Origin of the sequence: Mycobacterium liflandii (assembly GCF_022354805.1) — a bacterium.
In the GTDB taxonomy this organism is placed as follows: Bacteria; Actinomycetota; Actinomycetes; order Mycobacteriales; family Mycobacteriaceae; genus Mycobacterium; species Mycobacterium marinum.
The window spans coordinates 283209-302785 of sequence record NZ_CP023138.1; the positions used below are offsets into that span (position 1 = coordinate 283209).

Sequence of the window (19577 nt, forward strand, 5' to 3'; positions counted from 1 at the left end):
CGATGCCACACCCAACCATTCCCGGTCCGGCGTTAGAAGATGGCCTGCAGGACAAGCGAATAACTGGGATCTAGCCGAGCCGGGCCCGTTTTACCCGCTGATCAACAACGGAAGCGAGATCGCTCCCGCTCCTCCGGTCACCACAATTACCCAACGGCCGTCGACGGGCAGGCTCACCTCAACGTTGAAGATGGCGAACCCGACCTCGGCGGTGGTTGCGGCGTCGGGCAGCTCGAATCCCATCAGCAGGGGTTCGTCATCGGTAGGAGGTCTGATCTCGACTTCGATCCGCTGGTGGGGGTCGTCGGTTTCGGTCTGGGTCAACACCACCAGCAGAAACCGTGCTGCCCGGTCGGTGTCGACCCAGTATCGGTACAAAACGCCGCCGGATACGTTGAGCTTGTTATCCACCGCAGCGGCCGCTTCGGCTAGAAAAGCCCCCACTATCACTCCCCGAACCTACAGCCATGGTCACGGCACGCTCGGCGGGGCTCGGAGCGCCCCGCGGCTATTGCTGAGGCTGGGGTGCGCCGCCATAACCGAGCTGCGACGCGGTGTAGCGTGCGGCATCGGTGACCGGCACCGCCTGCACCGCAGTGCCGTACGCGCAGATCTCGGTCCATACGTCACCGAGCTCGGTGGTGTCGAAGCGCATCCCGATAATCGCGTTGCCGCCCTTGTTGCGGGCCTCGGTCATCAGCCGGGCCATCGCCTCATTGCGGCTCTCGGCCAGGTTCTTGGTCATGCCCTGCAACTCGTCGCCGAACATCGATTTGAATCCGGCGCCTATCTGGGAGAAGGCATTTCGGGAACGAACGGTCAGTCCGAAGACTTCGCCGCACACCCGCTGGATTTCCCAACCGGGAATGTCATTGGTCGTGACAACGAGCACCGGGCCACCTTTCTGCGGACGTTCGATACGACGTGATTGCGCTGCAGACTACCGCTGCGTGGGCGGGGCGCCTAGCGCAGCTTGCGGCCGTAGCTGTCGGCAACGTTGCCGGTGAAGATCATGATCGCGTCAACGATTCCCCACAGCACCGCGGCAATGAGAAACGGAAAGCCGATGAGGCAGAAAACGGTGAAGGCCAGGCCGCCGAGTCCGAGGCACAACTGAGCCGTGGCAACGGAATTCGAGCCGACGTAGAACCGGCCGATCCCGGCGAAACCGAAAAACAGCTGCAGCAGTCCGGCGGTGGCGGCCGACTTATCGGAAAGGAGCACACCGCTGATCGCATCGCGTCCAAAGGGCGCCTGCGGATCTGGCGCCTGGGCGAAATTGGGGTACGGGTACGACGGGTTGCCGGGGTATGGCTGTGGCTGGCCCCCGGGTTGAGCCGGATACCCCCATGACGGTGGGAACTGGGGATTGGGGCCCGGCTGGCCGTAAGGCTGCCCGACCCAGGGGGGCTCGTCGGAGGAACCTCCGGGTTGATTCGGTGTCGCCATCGGCTAGCACTACCCCCTCGTAATCTCGCCTCCCCACGCTACCCCGGCCCCAGCCGGTGTCGCTTGACGAAACGGCCACACCCGCGGCTACCGTCTTTGGAGTATGTCGAAGTCGAAGTGGGGATCCGGTGGAACCTTCCAGCACTGACATCGCTGACATCGACTTTGACGATCTGACGAGGCCCGTGCTGACCGACGTCCAGCGCCAGGTTCTGCAGTTCACCGAGTCCAGACACGTCGAATTCGACATCGCGGCACTGCTCGCCGAAGCTGTGGACCAGGCCGGGGTCGGCGACGACCTTGGCGACACCGACGGCTTCGGAAACCGCTTGAGGGCCCATGTGGCAGCGATCGAAGGCGACCAAGGTCTCACCCAGCTCACCCGCTCGTCCTTGCGGCAGCGAGTGGTTCGGCTGCTGCGCAACCGCCTCTCATTGACCGACCTCATCCGCCGATACCCCGAGATCGAATCGATCCGGATCGAAAAACCGTTCGTCGTGGTGGGCATGCCGAGGTCGGGCACCACCCATCTGGTGAATCTGCTCGCTGCCGATCCGCGCCGGCGTGCGCTGCCGTACTGGGAGAGTCAAGACCCGATCCCGGCCCGAGGCCAAGGCCCCGACATCTTCGGCGTGGACCCGCGCTACACCAGGGCCAAAACCGAGCATGATGCATTGATGGCCACCGCTCCGGTGGTGGCCGCCATGCATGACCGGTTTCCCGAAGCGATCGAGGAAGAAGTGGAGCTCCTCGACCTGGACCTGGCCTCCTATGTCCTGGAATGGCATGCGCGGGTGCCCGATTGGCGCGACTACTATCTGGGGCTCGACCAACGCCGCCATTACGCCTACCTGAAGAAGGTGCTGCAGGCGCTGACGTTTCTGCGCGGCCCGCAAACCTGGGTCCTCAAGAGCCCGCAGCATTGCGAGCAGCTGGGCCCGTTGATGGCGACCTTTCCCGACGCCACGGTGGCTTTCACGCACCGTGATCCGGTGGCGGTGATCCAGTCGACCATCACCATGATGGCCTACTCTGACCGGCTGCGCCGCACCAGCATCGACGCCGGCTGGCTGCTGGACTACTGGAGCGACCGCGTGTATCCACTGCTGTGGGCCTGCGTGCGTGACCGTGACATTGTGCCGCCCGACCGCAGCATCGACATCGGCTTCCATCAGCTCAACGGCAACGAAATGGCGCTGCTGGACGAGCTTTACCGGTGCAGCGGCGTCGCGATAACCCCGAAGGTTCGCGGACTGTTTCAGCAGTACCTGGACGGCAATCCGCGCGGCAAGCACGGTCGGGTGCGCTACCACCTGCAACGTCATTTCGGCAGCTCGGCCGAGCAACTTCGGGAACGGTTCGACTTCTATTTCGACAGGTTTGATGTCCGCCCCGAGTGAAGGAGACGACCGCGATGTTCGAACCGGTCTACCGCAGCAGGCCGGGCGCCGATGCGATGCGCCCGGCGGCCGCTGAGCGGGCTGAGCAGATCGCGCCAGGCTTGTGGTGTTCACTGGGACTGTCGAACTCCTACTTGCTGACCACCGCTGACGGTCGGGTGGTGGTCAACACAGGGATGGGATTTGAGGGCCCGGTGCACCGCGCGAATTTCGATGCCGTGGACTGCTCGCCGGTGCGCTACATCATCTTGACCCAGGGCCACGTGGACCACGTCGGTGGCCTGGACAGCGTGCGCGACCCCGAGACAAAGGTTGTCGCACAAGCGAACTGGACCCTCTGGCGCGACGACAACGAGCGCCTCATCCCGTATCGGGCCAGCCGCAGTGCCTTCGCCTTCAAAGACACGCTGAGCGCCGGCATCCAGGCGATCCAGCGACGTCTCGGTACCACCCGCCTGCCGGCCAGAGCGTGCCCAACGTCGATCTTGATTTCGCGGACACGCTCGTCCTGGAAGTCGGCGGCCGACGGATGGAGCTGGTGTCGGTACCGGGGGGAGAAACGACCGACTCGTTGGTGGTCTGGCTGCCGGAGGAACGAATATGTCTGTGCGGAAATACCTTTGGTCCGCTATTCGGCCACATCCCCAACCTCGTCACCATGCGTGGCGACCGGTACCGCGACGCGCTGGCTGCCATCGCCTCGATCGAGCGGGTGCGCGCGCTGCGCCCCGAAATTCTGGTGACCGGTCATTTTGACCCGATCACCGGCGCCGAGCTCATCTATTGCGAGCTCACCCGACTGCGCGACGCCATCACATACGTCCACGATCAGACCGTCGCCGGGATGAACGCCGGCAAGGATGTGGAAACCCTGATGCGCGAGATCGTGCTCCCCGCCGAATACGACGTCGGCCAGGGATATGGGACGGTGGCCTGGGACGTGCGGGCGATCTGGGAGAACTACTCGGGCTGGTTCCACCATCGCTCGACAACCGAGCTGTATCCGGTGGGATTCGACGCTGTCGCCGCCGATGTGGTGGACCTGGCGGGCGCGGATGCGATTGTGGATCGAGCCCGCGCTCATCTGGTCTCCGGCCGCCCGGGTGCAAGCGATCCACCTTGCCGAGCTGATCGAGCGGGACCACCCGGGCGCCCGTGAGGTACTCAGACAAGCCCACGAAAACCTGCTCGCCTGCAGTACCAACTTCTGGGAAAGCGCATGGCTAGAGCATCAGATAGCGAGCCACTCATGACGGCGCGGGTGAGCTTCGATTTCACTGGGACTGCGGCCCTGATCACCGGCGGTACCAGCGGGATCGGACATGGGATCGCGATGCTGTTCCGGGACGCGGGGGCCCAGGTCACCGTCACCGGAACCAAGCCGGGGTCCGCGGACTACGACACCGACTTGTCCGGCATGACTTACCGGCAACTGCAGCTCACCGACCCGGATTCGATAGCCCAGCTGACACAGCACTTCGACCGGCTGGATGTCCTGGTCAACAACGCCGGCGCGAATTTCCCTGGGGGACTTGATGAATCGAAGCCGGATGGTTTTGACGCTTCGGTACAGCTCAATCTGACCGGTCCGTACCGGCTGACCATGGGTCTCTACCGCTCGCTGAAGGCATCGACCGCGGTGGGAGGCGCCAGCGTGGTCAACATGGCATCGATGTCGGCATTGCGCGCGGTCACCTTGGTCCCCGGCTACGGAGCCGCCGAGGCGGGAATCATCTGTGTCACCAGAAACCTGGCGGTCAAGTGGGCGGCCAAGGGCATCCGGGTAAATGCCGTGGCGCCGGGCACGATCGATACCCCGATGACCGCGCCGATGCATCTCGCGACCGAGCTGGTGGATGCGGAGCTTGCTCATATTCCGGTGCGCCGCTTCGGATCAGTCGGCGACATCGCACCCACGGTGGCGTTCCTGTGCACCGAACACAGCAGCTACACCAACGGGGCGGTGTTCGTTGTCGACGGCGCGTCGGATTGCGTCTGAGGCGACGCTGCAGGGCAACGGCTATGCCCCGGAAGTCACCGCCGATGTCCCGAGCCCGCTTCCCGATCGGACCGCGTTTCTGGCGCTCACAGACCCCGATGGGCGGCCGGGGAGGGTACTGACGGGGGCCTAGAAGCCCAACTGTTGGGGCATCTCGGTGACCAGCACCGGAAGCGTGACCGACCCGGTGTCGGAGCTGGCCACGAGTTCCCAGCGGCCGTCGATGGGAAGGCGCAGCTGGATCTCGAAGAAGGCGAAGCCCGGAAACTCGGCCACGGCGGCCTCCGGAACCTCGAATTGCAGCCGGGTGGCTTCGGCATCCGCGGGAGGCCGTGCCTCGACAGTGAGCTGCCGATCCGTGCTGCCCGGGTTCGACTGGGTCAGCACTACCAGGACAAACCGGGCCAGACGATCAGGCCCGACCGCGAAACGGGACAGCACGCCGCCCGACACGTTGAGTTTGTTGTCTACCGCGGCAGCGGCGTCCGCGAGAAAGGCACCGGTAAGTATCACGCGGCTGAACCTACCGCGAAGTAGATTTGCCAGCAAACCCGAGGGGGTATGGCCCTGGGGCGGCTTTGGTACAGCGTGCGTCGCACCTTCGTCGTGTGAAACCTCGGCCCGACAAACGTCAGTAGCGGGCCGCGCATCATCGGATGCTCGAAAGACGGGTCCGGCGGCATCGGTGGGGGCGGGCAATGCCGGCCGGTTCGGGAGCCGCCTCGCGGCGATTCCCGGGGGTGCGATGAGCGCTGCGGCGCGGTTTGCGAGCGCACGCATCTGTCCTGCCCGCTCAGTCGTCGGGAGGGGCCTCCGAACGAGCCGAGTCGCGAAATATGCGGTGGCATAACGGCTACCGGCGTTACCCCGGGCTCAACATCGGGAATCTAACGCCATGGTAAAAGTCTTGACGAATACAACTATGGCCAATTACTACTGTCGCTATAAACATTGGTCGTGGTGTCGCTCACACGGTCACGGTCCATCCGGGACTGGTGTGCGCTCATCCGGCCGTTGCGGTCATCGGGCCCAAGTCCGCGCAACTAAGGAGGACCAGATGCAGTCGATGTCGATCGATCCGGTCGCCGCCGATATTGGTGCGCAGTTGGCCGAAGGCGCCTTTCGGGGTCTGCAGGCCGGCGTGACGGCGGCCACTTCCATAACTTCGGTGCGGCCGGCTGGGGCCGACGAGGTTTCCACCCAGGCGATGCTGGCGTTCACTAAACACGCCGGACAAATGCTTGCCCTCAATCAGGCGGCGCAGGAAGAGCTCAGGAGGGCCGGCGAGGCCGTCAACGCGATCGCGCGGATGTACGCCGACACCGACGTGGCGGTGGCCAGAAACCTGATCGACGTCGGATGGCGGTCGGGATCGGCGTTGGCGAACGTCTGATCGTGTGGCTGGGTATCCCCGCCGCTTCAGCCAATTTCGCGCCTGAACGAGCGATACTGGGCAGGTGGCTGATCGCAACGTGCTGGGTAACCCGTTGGAGCAGTGTGGGACTGAGCCGCCCACCGGGTTCTATCGTGACGGCTGCTGTGCTACCGGGCCCGAGGACGTTGGCCGGCATACGATCTGCGCGGTGGTGACCGCCGAGTTCCTCGAACATCAGCGTTCGATCGGCAACGACCTGTCCACCCCGGTGCCGGAGTACCGCTTTCCCGGACTGCTGCCAGGCGACCGCTGGTGCGTCGTCGCGGTGAATTGGCTGCGTGCCCACTATGACGGCTGCGCCGCGCCGGTGATGCTGGCATCCACCAACGAGCGGGCACTGGAAGTTGGTGCCACTCGAGGTGCTGCAAGAACACGCCGTCGATGTACCCGATGACCTGGCCAACTTGTAGTGGCCGGCGGCGTCAGGGCACTGCGGTCGAATACAGCCAGGTGTCCCACAAGTCCCGTAGCGACTCGGTGGCGTAGTTGGCGGCCAGGCCGGTGAAGTCGTCGGTGATGACCGTGCCGTGCCGGTACCGCCTCGTCCAATCCCTGAGCAGGGCGAAAAATTTCGCGTCACCCAACCGCCCGCGCAGGCTGTGCAGGGCCAACGCGCCGCGCTTGTAGACGCGATCGTCGAACATCAGTTGGGGCCCGGGATCGGTCAGTAGCAGGTCTTGCGGTTTCCCCCGCAGCTCCTGGTGGTGATAGCGGGCCAGCTCATCGGCGCTGGGCCCGCCGCTGTGCTCCGACCAGAGCCACTCGGCGTAGCAGGCGAATCCCTCGTGCAGCCAGATGTCGCACCATCGCCGCGCCGTCACCGAGTTACCGAACCACTGGTGCGCCAGTTCGTGCGCGATGAGCCGTTCGCTGGAACGGGTGCCATCGCAGTGATTGGCGCCGAAGATCGAGATGCCTTGCGCCTCCAGCGGTATCTCCAGAGCATCGTCGGTGACCACGACCGTGTATCCGTTCGCCAGCGGATACGGGCCGAACAGATCGATGAACAACTGCATCATCGCCGGCTGCCCGGCGAAGTCGTGGTCGAACTCGGAGCGCAGCCGTTCGGGCAGCGCCGCCCTGATCGGCACCGGGGACCTGGACATCCGGGCCATGACGTAGACGCCGACCTGGAGGGTGATCAGGTAGGTCGAGGTGGGTTCGGGCTGCTCGTAGGTCCACACGGTCTGTGACGCCCGTACCCGCTGCCCGACGAGCTTGCCGTTGGCAATCGCCCGGTAGGAGCTCTCGGTGCTGATCTGGATGCGAAACGCCGCTTTCGCGCTGGGATGGTCGTTACACGGAAACCACGAGGCCGCGCCGTTGGGTTGGCCGGCCACCAGCGCCCCTTCGGTCAGTTCCTCGAATCCGACTTCACCCCAGAGCGTTTGCAGGGGCCGCGGCGCTCCGCTGTAACGCACGAGAACCGAAAACGCCACTCCGGTAGCCAGCTTCGAGGTCAACCCGATGCGCAACTTGCCGTTGCGGCTGGCAAAGCGCGCGACGCGCTTGCCGTTGACCAACACCTTCGACACCGACAGCGCATCGGATAGATCGAGGGTGAATTCCTGCAACTCGGTCAGGGTCACCGCGGTGATCGTCGCCGTTCCCGACAGTCGGTTGATCGCAACCTTGTATTCCAGGTCCAGCTCGTAGCGTGAAACCCGGTAGCCGAAGTTGCCGTTCTGGGGCAGGTATGGATCGATGATTTTGATAGCTTTCTTCGGCATCTTGGCGGATGCTTTCACGCGGCAGTGTCCTTTGCGCCGCCTTCGGATTGTTTTGTGCCGCTGGACTTCTTGCGGCGAGTCTGCCACGGCCTGATCGGATTGCCCTGCCAGCGCGTCGACCCGGGTACCTCGTCGCCGCGGACAACAAGTGAGGCCGGACCGACCGTCGCGCCCGAGCCCAACCGGGCCGCGGGCAACGCCACACAATGCGGGCCGAGGGTCGCGCCGGGTTCCAGAACGACGCTGTCCATCCGCATGATTCGGTCGTGGAAGAGATGGGTCTGCACCACGCAGCCGCGGTTGACGGTGGATCCCGCGCCGAGGGTCACCAGGTCCGCCTCCGGCAGCCAGTAACTTTCACACCACACCCCGCGGCCGATGTGGGCCCCCAGGCCACGCAGCCACATGTTCAGCACGGGTGTGCCGCCGGCCGCGCGGGCGAACCACGGAGCCGCGACGGTTTCGACGAACGTATCGGCCAGCTCGTTGCGCCACACGAACGACGACCACAGGGGATATTCGCTGGCCTTGATCCGGCCGACAACCAGCCATTTCACCACGACCGAGATCACCCCGGCGACGGCACCGGCGGCCAGCAGAACCAATCCGCCCAGCAGCGCGGCCCACCAAATCCCTGACGGCCCGAACGCCAACACCACCGCCTGCAGACCGCCCAGCACGGCCAGGCCGATCGCGACGGTCACCATCATGGGGAGCAGCCGGCATGTCTCCACCGCGGCCCGCATCAGCTTCAACCGCAGGGGCGGTTCAAAGGTGGTCGCGGCATCGGCTTCGGCGGGCTTGCGCCGCAACCTCATTGGCGGGCTGCCCAACCAGGAGGAGCCGCGTTTGGCCTTGGGCGGCGTAGCCGACAGCACCGCCACCAGCCCGTCGTCGGGGACGCGCCGGCCCGGTTGGGTGATGCCCGAATTGCCCAAGAACGCCCGCCGGCCCACCGTCGTCGGCGCGGCATATATCCAGCCGCCGCCCAGTTCGTATGCGGCGACCATGGTGTCGTCGGCCAGGAACGCGCCATCCTCGATCACGGTGAACTTGGGGATCACCAGGGCGGTGGAGATCTCGGTGCCGCGGCCCACCTTGGCGCCCAGTATCCGCAACCAGATCGGCGTCAGCAGGCTGGCATACAGCGGGAACAGATAGTTGCGGGCAGCGTCCATCAGCCGCTCGGTCGTCCACAGTTGCCAGCCCGTCCGGCTGCGTACCGGGTGGTAGCCCGCGCGCAGCCCGATCGACATCGCGCGCACCGCCAGCACCGTCACCAGCACGTAGACGGCGGTGGCGGCCAGCGTCGCGACCGGGGTCCACAACAGCGCCGGCAGCACCGCTTGGGACAGGCTGCGGGTGTGCCGGACCGCCGCCGCGATCACCGCAAGGCCGGTGACCGCGGCCAGCAGCGGCAGACCGGCAAGCAGCAGCGAGGTCAACCCGTACACGGCCACCCACTGCCCTCGGCGCGGCGGTCGCTGGTCCGGCCACGGGTGATTGACCCGGCCTGATTTGGCCGCGGGTGACCCCTTCCAGTACTGGCCGTTCTTGATCTTGTCGATCACCCCGGAGCCGGGTGCCACATCGGCGTTCTTGCCGACCACCGCGCCGGGCAACAGTGTGGTTCGCGACCCGATCGTTGCGTCGTTGCCGATCGTGATGGCGCCGACGTGAAACAGGTCGCCGTCGATCCAGTGTCCGCACAGGTCCACCTCGGGCTCGATCGCGCTGCGGTGCCCCACCGTCAGTAGTCCGGTGACCGGCGGCATCGCCTGCAGGTCGACGCCCTTGCCGATGTCGGCGCCCAGCGCGCGGGCGTAGTAGACCAGCCACGGGGCCCCGGCCATGTTTTCGGCCCCGCTGGCCTCGGCCAGCCGCTCGGCGAACCACACCCGAAGGTGTACCGATCCGCCGCGGGGATAGCTGCCCGGTGTCACCTTGCGCAGCAGGATGCGTGCACACAGCACCGCGATGCCCATCCGGCCCAACGGTGTCACGAACGCGACGAACGCCACGACGATCAGCCACCAGTTCACCGACACGGTCCACGGCACCAGGTGCAAGTCATGGGCGATGTTGTTGCCCACCGCCAGCCAGGTCACCCACGGCAACGCCGCCAAGGTGGTCAGCGGTATCGCCGCGGCCGTCTGGATCAGTTGGGTCAGCCGGGGGGTGGGGCCAACGACACGTTCGTCAACCTGCGGCGGCGGCCCGAGCTCATCGAGGAACCCGGCCAGCGATCCGAGCCGGGGATGGTCATACAGATCGGCGACGGTGACCTGCGGATACTGGTGGCGCAGCATGGCGACCAGCTGCGCGGCCGCCAGCGAGCCGCCGCCGAGTGCAAAGAAGTCGGCCTCCGGGCCGGAGATGGCGGCGCCGAGCAGGTCACGCCACATTCCGGCCAGCCAACCCGTCGTGCCGGCCAGATCGGGTGTCTCTTCGGTGTCGCTGCTGCCGGGCGGCGGCCAGGGCAGCGCATCGCGGTCGACTTTGCCCGACGTGCGGGTGGGCAGCTCGTCGATTTGCACCAGGCGCGGTACCAGCGCGGCGGGCAGATGTTCGGCGAGTTGACGGCGCGCCGCGGCGATGTCGAACGCGGGATCGGCGCTGACCACGTAACCGACCAGCACCGGCGTGCCGGTGGCGGTGCGGCGTACGGCGGCCGCGCCGCCGCTGACTCCGGCCAGGTGGACCAACGCCGAGTCGACCTCACCCAACTCGATGCGCCGGCCACCCACTTTGACCTGGTCGTCGCCGCGCCCACAGAAGTAGAGCCCGTCACGTTCGAGGCGCACCAGGTCGCCGCTGCGGTAGGCGCGCGTCCAATCCAGGGACGGCATCGAGGCGTACTTTTCGGCGTCTTTGTCGCTGTCGAGGTAGCGGGCCAACCCCACCCCACCGATCACCAGCTCGCCGACTTCGCCGTAGCCGACCGGCTGACCGTTGGCGTCGACGACGGCCAGGTCCCACCCCGGCAACGGCAGCCCGATGCTGATCGGCCCGGTGCCGTCGAGCCGGGCGGCGCACGCGACCACGGTGGCTTCGGTCGGGCCGTAGGTGTTCCACAGTTCCCGGCCATCCACCGCGAGCCGCTCGGCCAATTCCGGAGGGCACGCCTCGCCGCCAAAGATCAACAGCCGCACCGCTTCGAGTGCCTCCGCCGGCCACAGCGCGGCCAACGACGGCACGGTCGAAACCACGGTCACGTCGCGGGTCACCAGCCAGGGCCCCAGGTCCATCCCGCTGCGCACCAGCGATCGCGGCGCGGGGACCAGACAGGCGCCGTGGCGCCAGGCCAGCCACATCTCCTCACACGATGCGTCGAAGGCGACCGACAAACCGGCCAGCACCCGGTCGCCGGGGCCAATCGGGTTATCTTGCAGGAACATCTGGGCTTCGGCATCGACGAACGCGGCGGCATTGCGGTGGGTGACGGCAACGCCTTTGGGGGTACCGGTGGATCCGGAGGTGAAGATGATCCACGCATCGTCTCGAACCAGCGGCGCCCCGGCGCGCCAGCCGCGCGATGCCCCGAGTGTTCGCTCGATGCCGCCCTCGGTGATCACCGCGACCACGTTGGCTTCCCCGAAGACCAGCTCGGCGCGCTCGTCGGGATCATCGGCGTCGACGGGCACGTAGGCCGCGCCGGCGGCAAGTATCGCCAGGATCGCGGTGTACAGCCCATAGCTTCCGGATGGCATCCGGATGCCGATCCGATCGCCCCGGCCCACGCCCCTGGCGGCGAGCCAGGCCACGCTGGCCTCCATGTCTTCGACCAGCTCGCTGTAGGTGAGCTGAACTGTTCCATCGTCGATCGCCGCGGCGTCCGGGTACCGCGCGGCCGTCTCGTAGATGATGTCGATCAGGGTGCGCGGGTTGGGTGCGGCGCTCGACAACAGATAGTGCGCGGGGATCTCGGGCGTCACCACCATAGGAACCCTACTCAACTGTGGCGAGATTGCCGCTCGAGCGGCACGGTGATGCGCCGCCAGGCCGGGCACAATGCAGTGGCGAGGGGGCGGTACACGAGTCGATAGCTGATAGGGGCCTGGAAATGAGCCAGCCGGCATCGCATGGCTTCGGCCAAGACCACGTTCCCCGGGTGGCGATTCTCGACGACTACGCGCGCGTGGCCACCGACCTCGCCGACTGGTCACCGGTGCGGGGCAGGGCCACCCTCACCGTTTTCGACCGCCATCTTGGCCAGGCCGAGGCCGCCGAGGCGCTGGCGGCCTTCGACGCGGTGTGCACCATGCGCGAGCGGATGGCCTTTCCGCGCTCGCTGCTCGAGCGGTTGCCGCGCCTGAAGCTGATCACCATCGTCGGCATGAACCTGCCCAACCTGGACCTGGCCGCGGCCACCGAGCGCGGGGTGCTGGTCGCTCATTCGAACTTCGCCCATCCCCGATTCAGGGCCGCGCGCGACGCCACCGCTGAGTTTGCCTGGGGGCTGCTGATCGCGACGGTGCGCAACCTGGCCGAAGAGCATCGTCAGCTGCGTGCGGGTGGCTGGCAGACCACCACGGGCATGACGCTGTCCGGCAAGACGCTCGGACTGCTCGGTCTCGGCCGGGTCGGCAAGCGGATGACCGAATACGCGAAGGCGTTCGGGATGGACGTCATCGCGTGGAGCCAGAATCTCACCGAGGAGGCCGCCGCGGCCCACGGCGTGCGCCGGGTGGACAAGCCGGTGCTTTTCGCCCAATCCGATATGGTGTCCATCCATGTGGTGCTTTCGGAGCGCACCAGGGCCTTGGTCGGCGCGGGCGAGCTGGCGGCGATGAAGCCCGGCGCCTACCTGATCAACACGTCCCGGGGCCCGATCGCCGACGAGGGCGCGCTGATCGGTGCGCTCGAGGCCGGGCGAATCGCCGGAGCCGGACTCGATGTCTATGACGTGGAGCCGCTTCCGGTCGATCACCGGTTGCGATCGCTGCCGAACGTGACCCTGTCGCCCCACCTCGGGTATGTCACCCGCGAAATGCTGAGTGCCTGCTACGCCGACACCGTGGAAGCGGTGGTCGCCTGGCTGGACGGCGCCCCCATCCGGATCGCCAACCCGCAAGCGGTTCGGCGGCCACCGTCATGACCGGCAGGCCAGTGCGTCCGCGCGCACCGGGCGGCTATCGGAAGCAGCCGGTTCCGCCGTCGACGTGAATCGTCTGCGCGGTGATGAAGGAGGCATCGCTGCTCAGCAGAAACGCCACCAGCGCCCCCACGTCGGTGCGAACATCGCCGATGCGCCGCATCGGAACCCGACGCAGTGCCTTGGCGTAGTCATCGGGGGCGAACTGCTTCCAGAGCTTGACCCCATCCGACTCGGCGAACGGGCAGATGACATTGACGCGGATGTTGTCGCGCCCCCACTCCAGCGCGGCGACTTTCGACAATCCGCGGATCGCCTCCTTGGCCGCGGCATAGCCACCCCACTTGGCTTCGCCGCCGGTGCCGGTTCCTGAGCCCAGGTTCACGATCGAGCCCCCGCCAGCCTCGACCATCACCGGGTACACCGCTTGCATCAGCAGAAACGTCGCCCGCGGGCCGACGTCGTGGTCCAGGGCCAGATCCTCGGTGGTGATCTCGACGAATGGTTTGGGCTCGTTGGTCGCGATGGCGTTGTTGACCAGGCCGTGTACCGTGCCGAAGGCGTCGACCGCGGCCGCGACGATCCGCTGCGCGCTGTCGGGATCGCGCAGGTCGGCGACCAGCATTTTGGCGCGACCCGTCGAATCGAGTTCGGCGGTGGTGGCGGCCAGGGCCTGGTCGAGGATGTCGACCAGCAGCACCGCGGCACCACGTTCGAGGAGCGCGGCCGCGACGCCCTTGCCGACCCCGCGGGCGGCGCCGGTGACGATCGCGACGTGCCCCCGTAGTGATTCCGGATGCGAGTAGCTCACCGCTCGAGACCTCGACTGGCTCGTGCCGGCCGGCCGGCGAACAGCGGCAGATCCAAGTAGGTCGCGATGCCGGGATCGGCGGCGCAGACAACGGGGATGGCGTTGACGCAGTGATTGGCGGTCGCGACGACGCCGGGGTTTCGTTGCAGCCCTTCGGTAATCGATGTTGGCTGCAGGCCTTTGAACACCAGACTCACGCTCGGGTCGCCGGTGATCTCGATCTCGAAACGTTCGCCGCGCTCCCCGAACGACCAGTCCGGGTCCATGTCGGCCTGCCCCATCAGCCAGTTGACCGCGGCGGTGATCACCGGCTTTCCGTCGGCGAGTGCCTGCCAGCGGAACTTGCGGCCGGCGACGGTGTCCGCGGCGATGGGCAGCACATCGGAGGCGATGTCGGAGGTCGCCACGGCGATCTCGTGTGTCGCTCTGATCGTTGGGTCGATGTGAAATCCCATGTGGTCGGCGATCATTCGTACCGACATCTTGAATCCGGATTCGAGCAGCGCCGCCATCGGTCCCTGCATGGCTTGGGCAGGGGGCACGCCGAATCCCATGATGTCGCGCACCACATCGGGCGCGTTGTAGGTGCGGATGTCGGAGAACTCCTCGGCGCGGACATGGGTGATCGCGGACGAGAGCGAGGAGACCATCAGCGGAAATCGTTCGGTGATGCCGCCAGGGTGGATGCCTGACCCGTGCAGTGTCACCCTGCCGGCAACCGCCGCATCGGCGACCGCTTTGACGCGCGGTTTGCTGAGGTCGGGATAAACCCAGCCAACCGGGGTGACCACGTTCTTGCCCGAGCGCAGAATCGCTTTGACGTCTTGCTCATCGGCGACCAGCGGACTGTACATGACGCAGTCGGCGTCCAGCGCCAGCAACTCGTCGACGTCGTTGGTGGCGGTAACGCCAAACCGGGCCGCGCCGATGATCGTTCCGACGTCGAGGCCGTGTTTGGCGGCGCTGTGCACCCAGCAACCGGCCAGCTCGAGCTGCGGGTGATTGAGTATGCACTCGATGGCGGCCTTACCAACGCCCCGGTCGCCCATTGGATGACTCGAAGCTTGGCGGGACCACTCATCGGCGACCTCCCAAACGCACGGTATGTCGATATGGCGGGCACTGTCAACGACGGCGGCGGGAGGCGCGCAGCGGGTGCACCGGCGGCAGGGGAAGGGGCCCGGGCGCTCCGTGACGCGGGGTTGAAAACCACCACCGACCTGCTGTGACCTAGTCGGTACCCGGTGTCCTTGATGGTCAAAAAGTTGTCGCTTGCTGTCAAGACTGAGGGCCGTGTCCTGCCGCAAAGTGTTCTTGGTGGTTCAACCACCGCCCTGCGGACAATGCGGTCCGTGGGGCCAGCCAACCCGAACAGGACACGCGAAAATGAACTCCAGCAGCATCGAACACGTCGACGTGTTGATCGTCGGTGCCGGGATCTCGGGCATCGGCGCGGCTTACTACCTGCAGGAACATCAGCCGGCAAAGACGTTTGCAATCGTCGAGGCGCGCAACGACATCGGCGGAACCTGGGACTTGTTCCGGTACCCCGGGATTCGTTCGGAGTCCGATCTGCACACGTTCAGCTACGAGTTCAAGGCCTGGGAAAACGAGAAGGCGATCGCCAGTGCCGGCGCCATCATGTCCTACCTTCGGGAGACGGTCGCAGAGAATAGCCTCGCACGGGCGATCCGCTTCGGGCACAAGGTGATAGAGGCGGCCTGGTCTACCCGGGATGCGCGCTGGCGGGTCACGATCGAGCGCCTCTGCTCCGGCGAACGCGTGACCATGAGCTGCGAATGGTTCTTCTGCGCCAGCGGCTATTACCGGTACGACGAGGGCTACACACCGGAGTTCCCCGGCCGCGAGCGCTTTGCCGGCCAGGTGGTGCACCCGCAACAGTGGCCCGAAAACCTGGACTACCGGGGCAAGCGGGTGCTGATCATCGGTAGCGGCGCGACGGCGGTCACCTTGGTGCCGGCGATGGCCGAGACCGCCGGCCACGTGACGATGCTGCAGCGGTCGCCGACCTACATCATTCCGGTGCCGTCCAAGGACCGCATCGCCAACACGTTGCCCAAGCTGGTCGGCCGGAAGCGGGCCTACGCCCTCACCCGCAAGAAGAATGTCGCCAAGCAACGACTCGTGTGGCACTTCTGCCAGCGCTACCCCGGGGCGGCGCGGCGAGTCATCCGCCATCTCAACGCCCGGCTGCTGCCAACCGGGTATCCGGTAGACGAGCATTTCCGGCCCGACTACAACCCCTGGGATCAACGGCTGTGCGCCGTGCCGGACGCCGACATGTTCCAGGCCATTCGCGACGGGCGGGCCTCGGTGGTCACCGACCAGATCGAGACGTTCACCGAGCGCGGGATCCGGCTGCAGTCCGGGCGTGAATTGGAAGCCGACATCATCGTCACCGCCACCGGCCTGAACCTGCTCGCCTTCGGCGGCATCGGCCTGTCGGTCGACGGTGAACCCGTCGATGTCTCCCAGAAGGTGGCCTTCAAGGGTTTCCTGCTCAGCGACGTCCCCAACTTCGCCTACGTCTTCGGCTACACCAACTCGTCATGGACGCTCAAGGTCGGGCTGGTGTGCGAGCACTTCTGCCGACTGCTGGCCCACATGGATGCCAACGGTCACAACATATGTCGCCCGCACGCGCCCGCGTCGATGCCAACCAGGCCGCTGCTGGAGATCACCGCCGGATACGTCAAGCGTGCCGCCGCCGCGTTCCCCCACCAGGGCACCGAAGGCCCATGGCGGACCTGCATGGACTACCGCGCAGACCGCGCGACGCTGCGCGAAGGTCCGGTCGACGATGACCACCTGCAATTCAGTGCGTCGGCCGCCGCCGACACACCCCCGCTGGCCTTGACGGGCTGACTGCCCGCAGACGGGCCGAGCCACCACGAGGAGTAACAAGACGATGGAACTGATGTCACCGGTTGACGCGCTGTTCTTGTCAGCAGAGTCGCGCGAGCATCCGCTGCATGTCGGTCCGCTGCAACTGTTCGAACCTCCCGAGGGGGCGGGACGGGCATTCGTGCATGAGACTCACCAGGCGATGCTCGACTGCCGCGAGGTGGCCCCGCTGTTCCGCAAGCGCCCCGCATCGTTTCAGGGCGTGCTCACCAATCTGGGCTGGTCGGTCGACGATGACATCGACTTCGGCTTTCACGTGCGGCGTTCGGCCCTGCCGGCTCCGGGGCGGGTGCGTGAGCTGCTGGAACTGACCTCGAGGCTGCATGCCCACCTGCTCGATCGTCATCGTCCGTTGTGGGAGACACACGTCATCGAAGGCCTCAACGACGGGCGCTTTGCGATCTACTCGAAGATGCACCACGCGCTGATCGACGGCGTCTCCGGACTCGCGCTGATGCGCCGGTCGCTTCCGGCCGATCCCGCTGACACCAACTTCCGCGCTACCTGGTCGCCGGCGCCGGAGCGGCCGCGCGGGGTTCAGACCCGGCCCGGCCCGCTGCGCTAACTCGGCGGGATGCTCGGATCGGTTGCGGGGCTGGCTCCCTCGTCACTGCGCCTGGCGCGGTCCGCGCTATTGGAACAGCAGCTGACGTTGCCGTTCGCAACGCCGCGCACCATGCTCAATGTCGCCATCGGCGGAGCGCGGCGCTGCGCCGCGCAGTCATGGGACATCGACCGCGTCGAGACGGTCAAAAACGCTGCGGGAGTGAGCCTCAACGACGTCGTGCTGGCGATGTGCGCGGGTGCGCTGCGCTGCTACCTGGAAGACAACGACGCGTTGCCCGACGCACCGCTGGTGGCGATGGTTCCGGTCAGCCTGCGCACCGAGCGTGATTCGGTCGGGGGCAACATGGTCGGTGCGGTGTTGTGCAACTTGGCGACACATCTTGACGATCCGGCGCAGCGCTTGGCCGTCATCCACGCCTCGATGCGCGACAACAAGAAGGTGCTGGCACAACTGCCCCGGGCGCAGGCGTTGGCCCTGTCGCTGCTGCTGCTGAGCCCCGCTGCGCTCAATACGCTTCCGGGTCTGTCGACGGTGACACCGCCGCCGTTCAACGTCTGCATTTCCAACGTCCCCGGCGTCCGGGAGCCTCGATACTTCAACGGTGCCCGACTGGTCCGCAACTATCCGGTGTCGCCGCCAATCAACGGACAAGCGCTCAACATCACGTTGACCAGTACCGCCGACCGGCTGGACTTCGGGCTGGTCGGTTGCCGCAGCAGCGTGCCGCATCTGCAGCGGATGCTCGGACATCTGGAGACCTCGCTTAAGGAGCTGGAGCGTGCGGTCGGGCTGTGACGTAACTCGAGCGCCGATGTCTACCGCTGGCTGGGAACCGTCCGCACTCGCGGCGGTCCGGTAGTCGGTGATGCCGGAAGAGTCGTTGTCGCTATCTCCGTCGCGGGGTAGCCCGCACGCGGGTCTTGGCGCGATAGGCGGCCGGCCCGATTCCGAACCAGCGTTTGCACGAGCGGGTCAGCACGCTTTGCTCGGCGTAGCCGAGTTCGCGCGCCAGATGCGACAGACTCATGGCGGTGGTCCGCAGGTAGCGATCGGCGGTCTCCTTGCGCACCTCGTCGATGAGTGCGGCGAAGGTGGTGGATTCGTCGGCAAGCCTGCGCTGCAGGGTCTTGGGATGCAGGTGGAATTGCGCGGCGACCACCTCGAGTGTCGCCTCCCCGGTGGGCAGCAGCTGGCGGGCCATGGTGCGCACCGATTCGACGATCCCGGCGCCCAGCGGGGTGATGCTGCTCAGGTAGTCGACCACCGCGCGGTGCGCCAGTTCGTCGCGGTGCAGCGGACGGACCAGGTCGGTGCTGCGCACCGTGAATCCGCTGCGGCGCTCCGCGAAGTGGGGCGTGCACTCGAAATACCGCACATAGGTGGTCGGAGGGGTCAACGGGTCGTGCGGCAGATGCACCGCCAGCGGGGTGTAGTCGGCACCCATCAGCAAACGGAACACCCCCAACGAGACGCCCAGTGCCAGCTCCAACGTGTGCGGGCAGGGGATCGGATCGTCGGGCACAATCTCGATGGCGACGAACGAGCGCTGCGTATGGGCCAGCGGCGTGATCTCGATGTGGATGGCCGGACTGTAGGCGGCCATGAAGGTGTGAAAGATCATCAGGGCATCCGCCACCGTCGCGGCGGTGCGCGCCGCCACCCCAACCGGTCCGAGAATCTCGATGCCCTGCCGCTGCGCCAGCTGCCGCCCGAAGTCGTGCGTGCCCGTGGCGGCCGCGGCTGTCTCGATCGCTCGGATGACCGCGCGCACCGGTATGAACGCGTCGTAGTTGCCGACGTCTTGCTCGCAGACACCGGCCGCGCGCAGCAGCGCCGCCGGGTCTCCGCCCAATTCGGAAACCAGGTTCGGGTAGTTCGAGAGCCCGGTCCCGCGCACCACGGACATGCACTCGACACTCTGCACAAGCTCGCGTCGTGTCAAGGACCAGAGTCGGCGTGGCCGGTGGTCGGCTGGATATCTACAGGTCAAAGTGTGAATGGCGGCACAAGGGCCGATCCGCAACGTAGGCTTTCAGCCGGTACTGGGAAGGTGGCGGCTGGGCGCCTAATCTCGAATGGGTGCGAGCCGACAGAGCTTGACTCAGTTGTTTGGCCCCGGCACCGCTATCTGACTTTCGGATCTGACTTGGGAGAGGTTGCTGAGC

At 66.3% G+C, this 19577-nt stretch carries 13 protein-coding genes and 4 pseudogenes; 8 read left to right on the top strand and 9 right to left on the bottom strand.

All coding sequences use genetic code 11. From position 1 onward, the window contains the following. Positions 1–90: 90 nt before the first annotated feature. The 3 genes from CKW46_RS01395 to CKW46_RS01405 form a co-directional block, all read right to left on the bottom strand. Positions 91–450 carry a hypothetical protein gene (locus CKW46_RS01395; protein WP_011741970.1) on the bottom strand — a complete coding sequence of 120 codons (360 nt, stop codon included), beginning with the start codon at positions 448–450 and terminating at the stop codon, positions 91–93. A gap of 58 nt (positions 451–508) precedes the next feature. Beyond that, positions 509–892, bottom strand: a complete 384-nt coding sequence (locus CKW46_RS01400) for a YbjQ family protein (protein ID WP_117437201.1) — start codon at positions 890–892, stop codon at positions 509–511. Positions 893–963: 71 nt separating this feature from the next. Further along, positions 964–1449 (bottom strand): TM2 domain-containing protein, encoded by a 486-nt coding sequence (locus tag CKW46_RS01405; RefSeq protein WP_482052697.1) that lies wholly within the window; start codon positions 1447–1449, stop codon positions 964–966. Between the two features lie 128 nt (positions 1450–1577). Between CKW46_RS01405 and CKW46_RS01410 the strand changes: the two genes are divergently transcribed. The 3 genes and pseudogenes from CKW46_RS01410 to CKW46_RS01420 all read left to right on the top strand — a co-directional run bounded on the left by CKW46_RS01410 (position 1578) and on the right by CKW46_RS01420 (position 4848). Then, the gene (locus CKW46_RS01410) at positions 1578–2849 is read left to right on the top strand and encodes a sulfotransferase family protein (RefSeq protein WP_015357589.1); all 1272 of its coding nucleotides are present in this window, start codon (positions 1578–1580) and stop codon (positions 2847–2849) included. A gap of 14 nt (positions 2850–2863) precedes the next feature. Then, a pseudogene (locus CKW46_RS01415) lies at positions 2864–4102 on the top strand (MBL fold metallo-hydrolase). Further along, positions 4099–4848, top strand: a complete 750-nt coding sequence (locus tag CKW46_RS01420; RefSeq protein WP_117437198.1) for an SDR family NAD(P)-dependent oxidoreductase — start codon at positions 4099–4101, stop codon at positions 4846–4848. The pseudogene CKW46_RS01415 and the gene CKW46_RS01420 overlap by 4 nt, the downstream one beginning before the upstream one ends. Positions 4849–4977: 129 nt before the next feature. Here CKW46_RS01420 and CKW46_RS01425 read toward each other — a convergent pair whose 3' ends face one another. Further along, positions 4978–5361 carry a hypothetical protein gene (locus CKW46_RS01425; protein WP_012396793.1) on the bottom strand — a complete coding sequence of 128 codons (384 nt, stop codon included), beginning with the start codon at positions 5359–5361 and terminating at the stop codon, positions 4978–4980. A 544-nt stretch (positions 5362–5905) separates the two neighbouring features. Here CKW46_RS01425 and CKW46_RS01430 point away from each other — a divergent pair. Beyond that, the gene (locus tag CKW46_RS01430) at positions 5906–6241 is read left to right on the top strand and encodes a PE family protein (RefSeq protein WP_117437196.1); all 336 of its coding nucleotides are present in this window, start codon (positions 5906–5908) and stop codon (positions 6239–6241) included. 64 nt (positions 6242–6305) lie between these two features. Further along, positions 6306–6693, top strand: a pseudogene (locus CKW46_RS01435) (DUF2237 family protein). Positions 6694–6705: 12 nt separating this feature from the next. On the opposite strand, the gene CKW46_RS01440 reads toward CKW46_RS01435, so the two are convergent. Together CKW46_RS01440 and CKW46_RS01445 are read right to left on the bottom strand one after the other, a co-directional pair. After that, complete coding sequence (locus CKW46_RS01440; RefSeq protein WP_482052698.1) at positions 6706–8013, bottom strand: M1 family metallopeptidase; 1308 nt, start codon at positions 8011–8013, stop codon at positions 6706–6708. A gap of 14 nt (positions 8014–8027) precedes the next feature. After that, positions 8028–11954, bottom strand: a complete 3927-nt coding sequence (locus tag CKW46_RS01445) for a Pls/PosA family non-ribosomal peptide synthetase (protein ID WP_020726918.1) — start codon at positions 11952–11954, stop codon at positions 8028–8030. A 122-nt stretch (positions 11955–12076) separates the two neighbouring features. Between CKW46_RS01445 and CKW46_RS01450 the strand changes: the two genes are divergently transcribed. After that, entirely contained in the window at positions 12077–13111 is a 1035-nt protein-coding gene (locus CKW46_RS01450) for a D-2-hydroxyacid dehydrogenase family protein (protein ID WP_015357594.1), read from the top strand. Positions 13112–13145: 34 nt separating this feature from the next. Here the strand turns inward: CKW46_RS01450 and CKW46_RS01455 are convergent, their stop codons facing one another. Further along, positions 13146–13919 carry an SDR family NAD(P)-dependent oxidoreductase gene (locus CKW46_RS01455; RefSeq protein ID WP_015357595.1) on the bottom strand — a complete coding sequence of 258 codons (774 nt, stop codon included), beginning with the start codon at positions 13917–13919 and terminating at the stop codon, positions 13146–13148. Beyond that, positions 13916–15000: pseudogene (locus CKW46_RS01460) on the bottom strand (NAD(P)H-dependent amine dehydrogenase family protein). The gene CKW46_RS01455 and the pseudogene CKW46_RS01460 overlap by 4 nt, the downstream one beginning before the upstream one ends. 305 nt (positions 15001–15305) lie before the next feature. Between CKW46_RS01460 and CKW46_RS01465 the strand changes: the two are divergent. Together CKW46_RS01465 and CKW46_RS01470 are read left to right on the top strand one after the other, a co-directional pair. Continuing rightward, a complete protein-coding gene (locus tag CKW46_RS01465) occupies positions 15306–16805 on the top strand; it encodes a flavin-containing monooxygenase (RefSeq protein ID WP_117437192.1) in 1500 nt (499 codons plus the stop codon). Between the two features lie 52 nt (positions 16806–16857). Beyond that, positions 16858–18207, top strand: a pseudogene (locus CKW46_RS01470) (WS/DGAT/MGAT family O-acyltransferase). 91 nt (positions 18208–18298) lie between these two features. On the opposite strand, the gene CKW46_RS01475 reads toward CKW46_RS01470, so the two are convergent. Then, positions 18299–19318: an AraC family transcriptional regulator gene (locus CKW46_RS01475; protein ID WP_482052699.1), complete on the bottom strand. Its 1020-nt coding sequence runs from the start codon at positions 19316–19318 to the stop codon at positions 18299–18301. Positions 19319–19577: the final 259 nt, after the last annotated feature.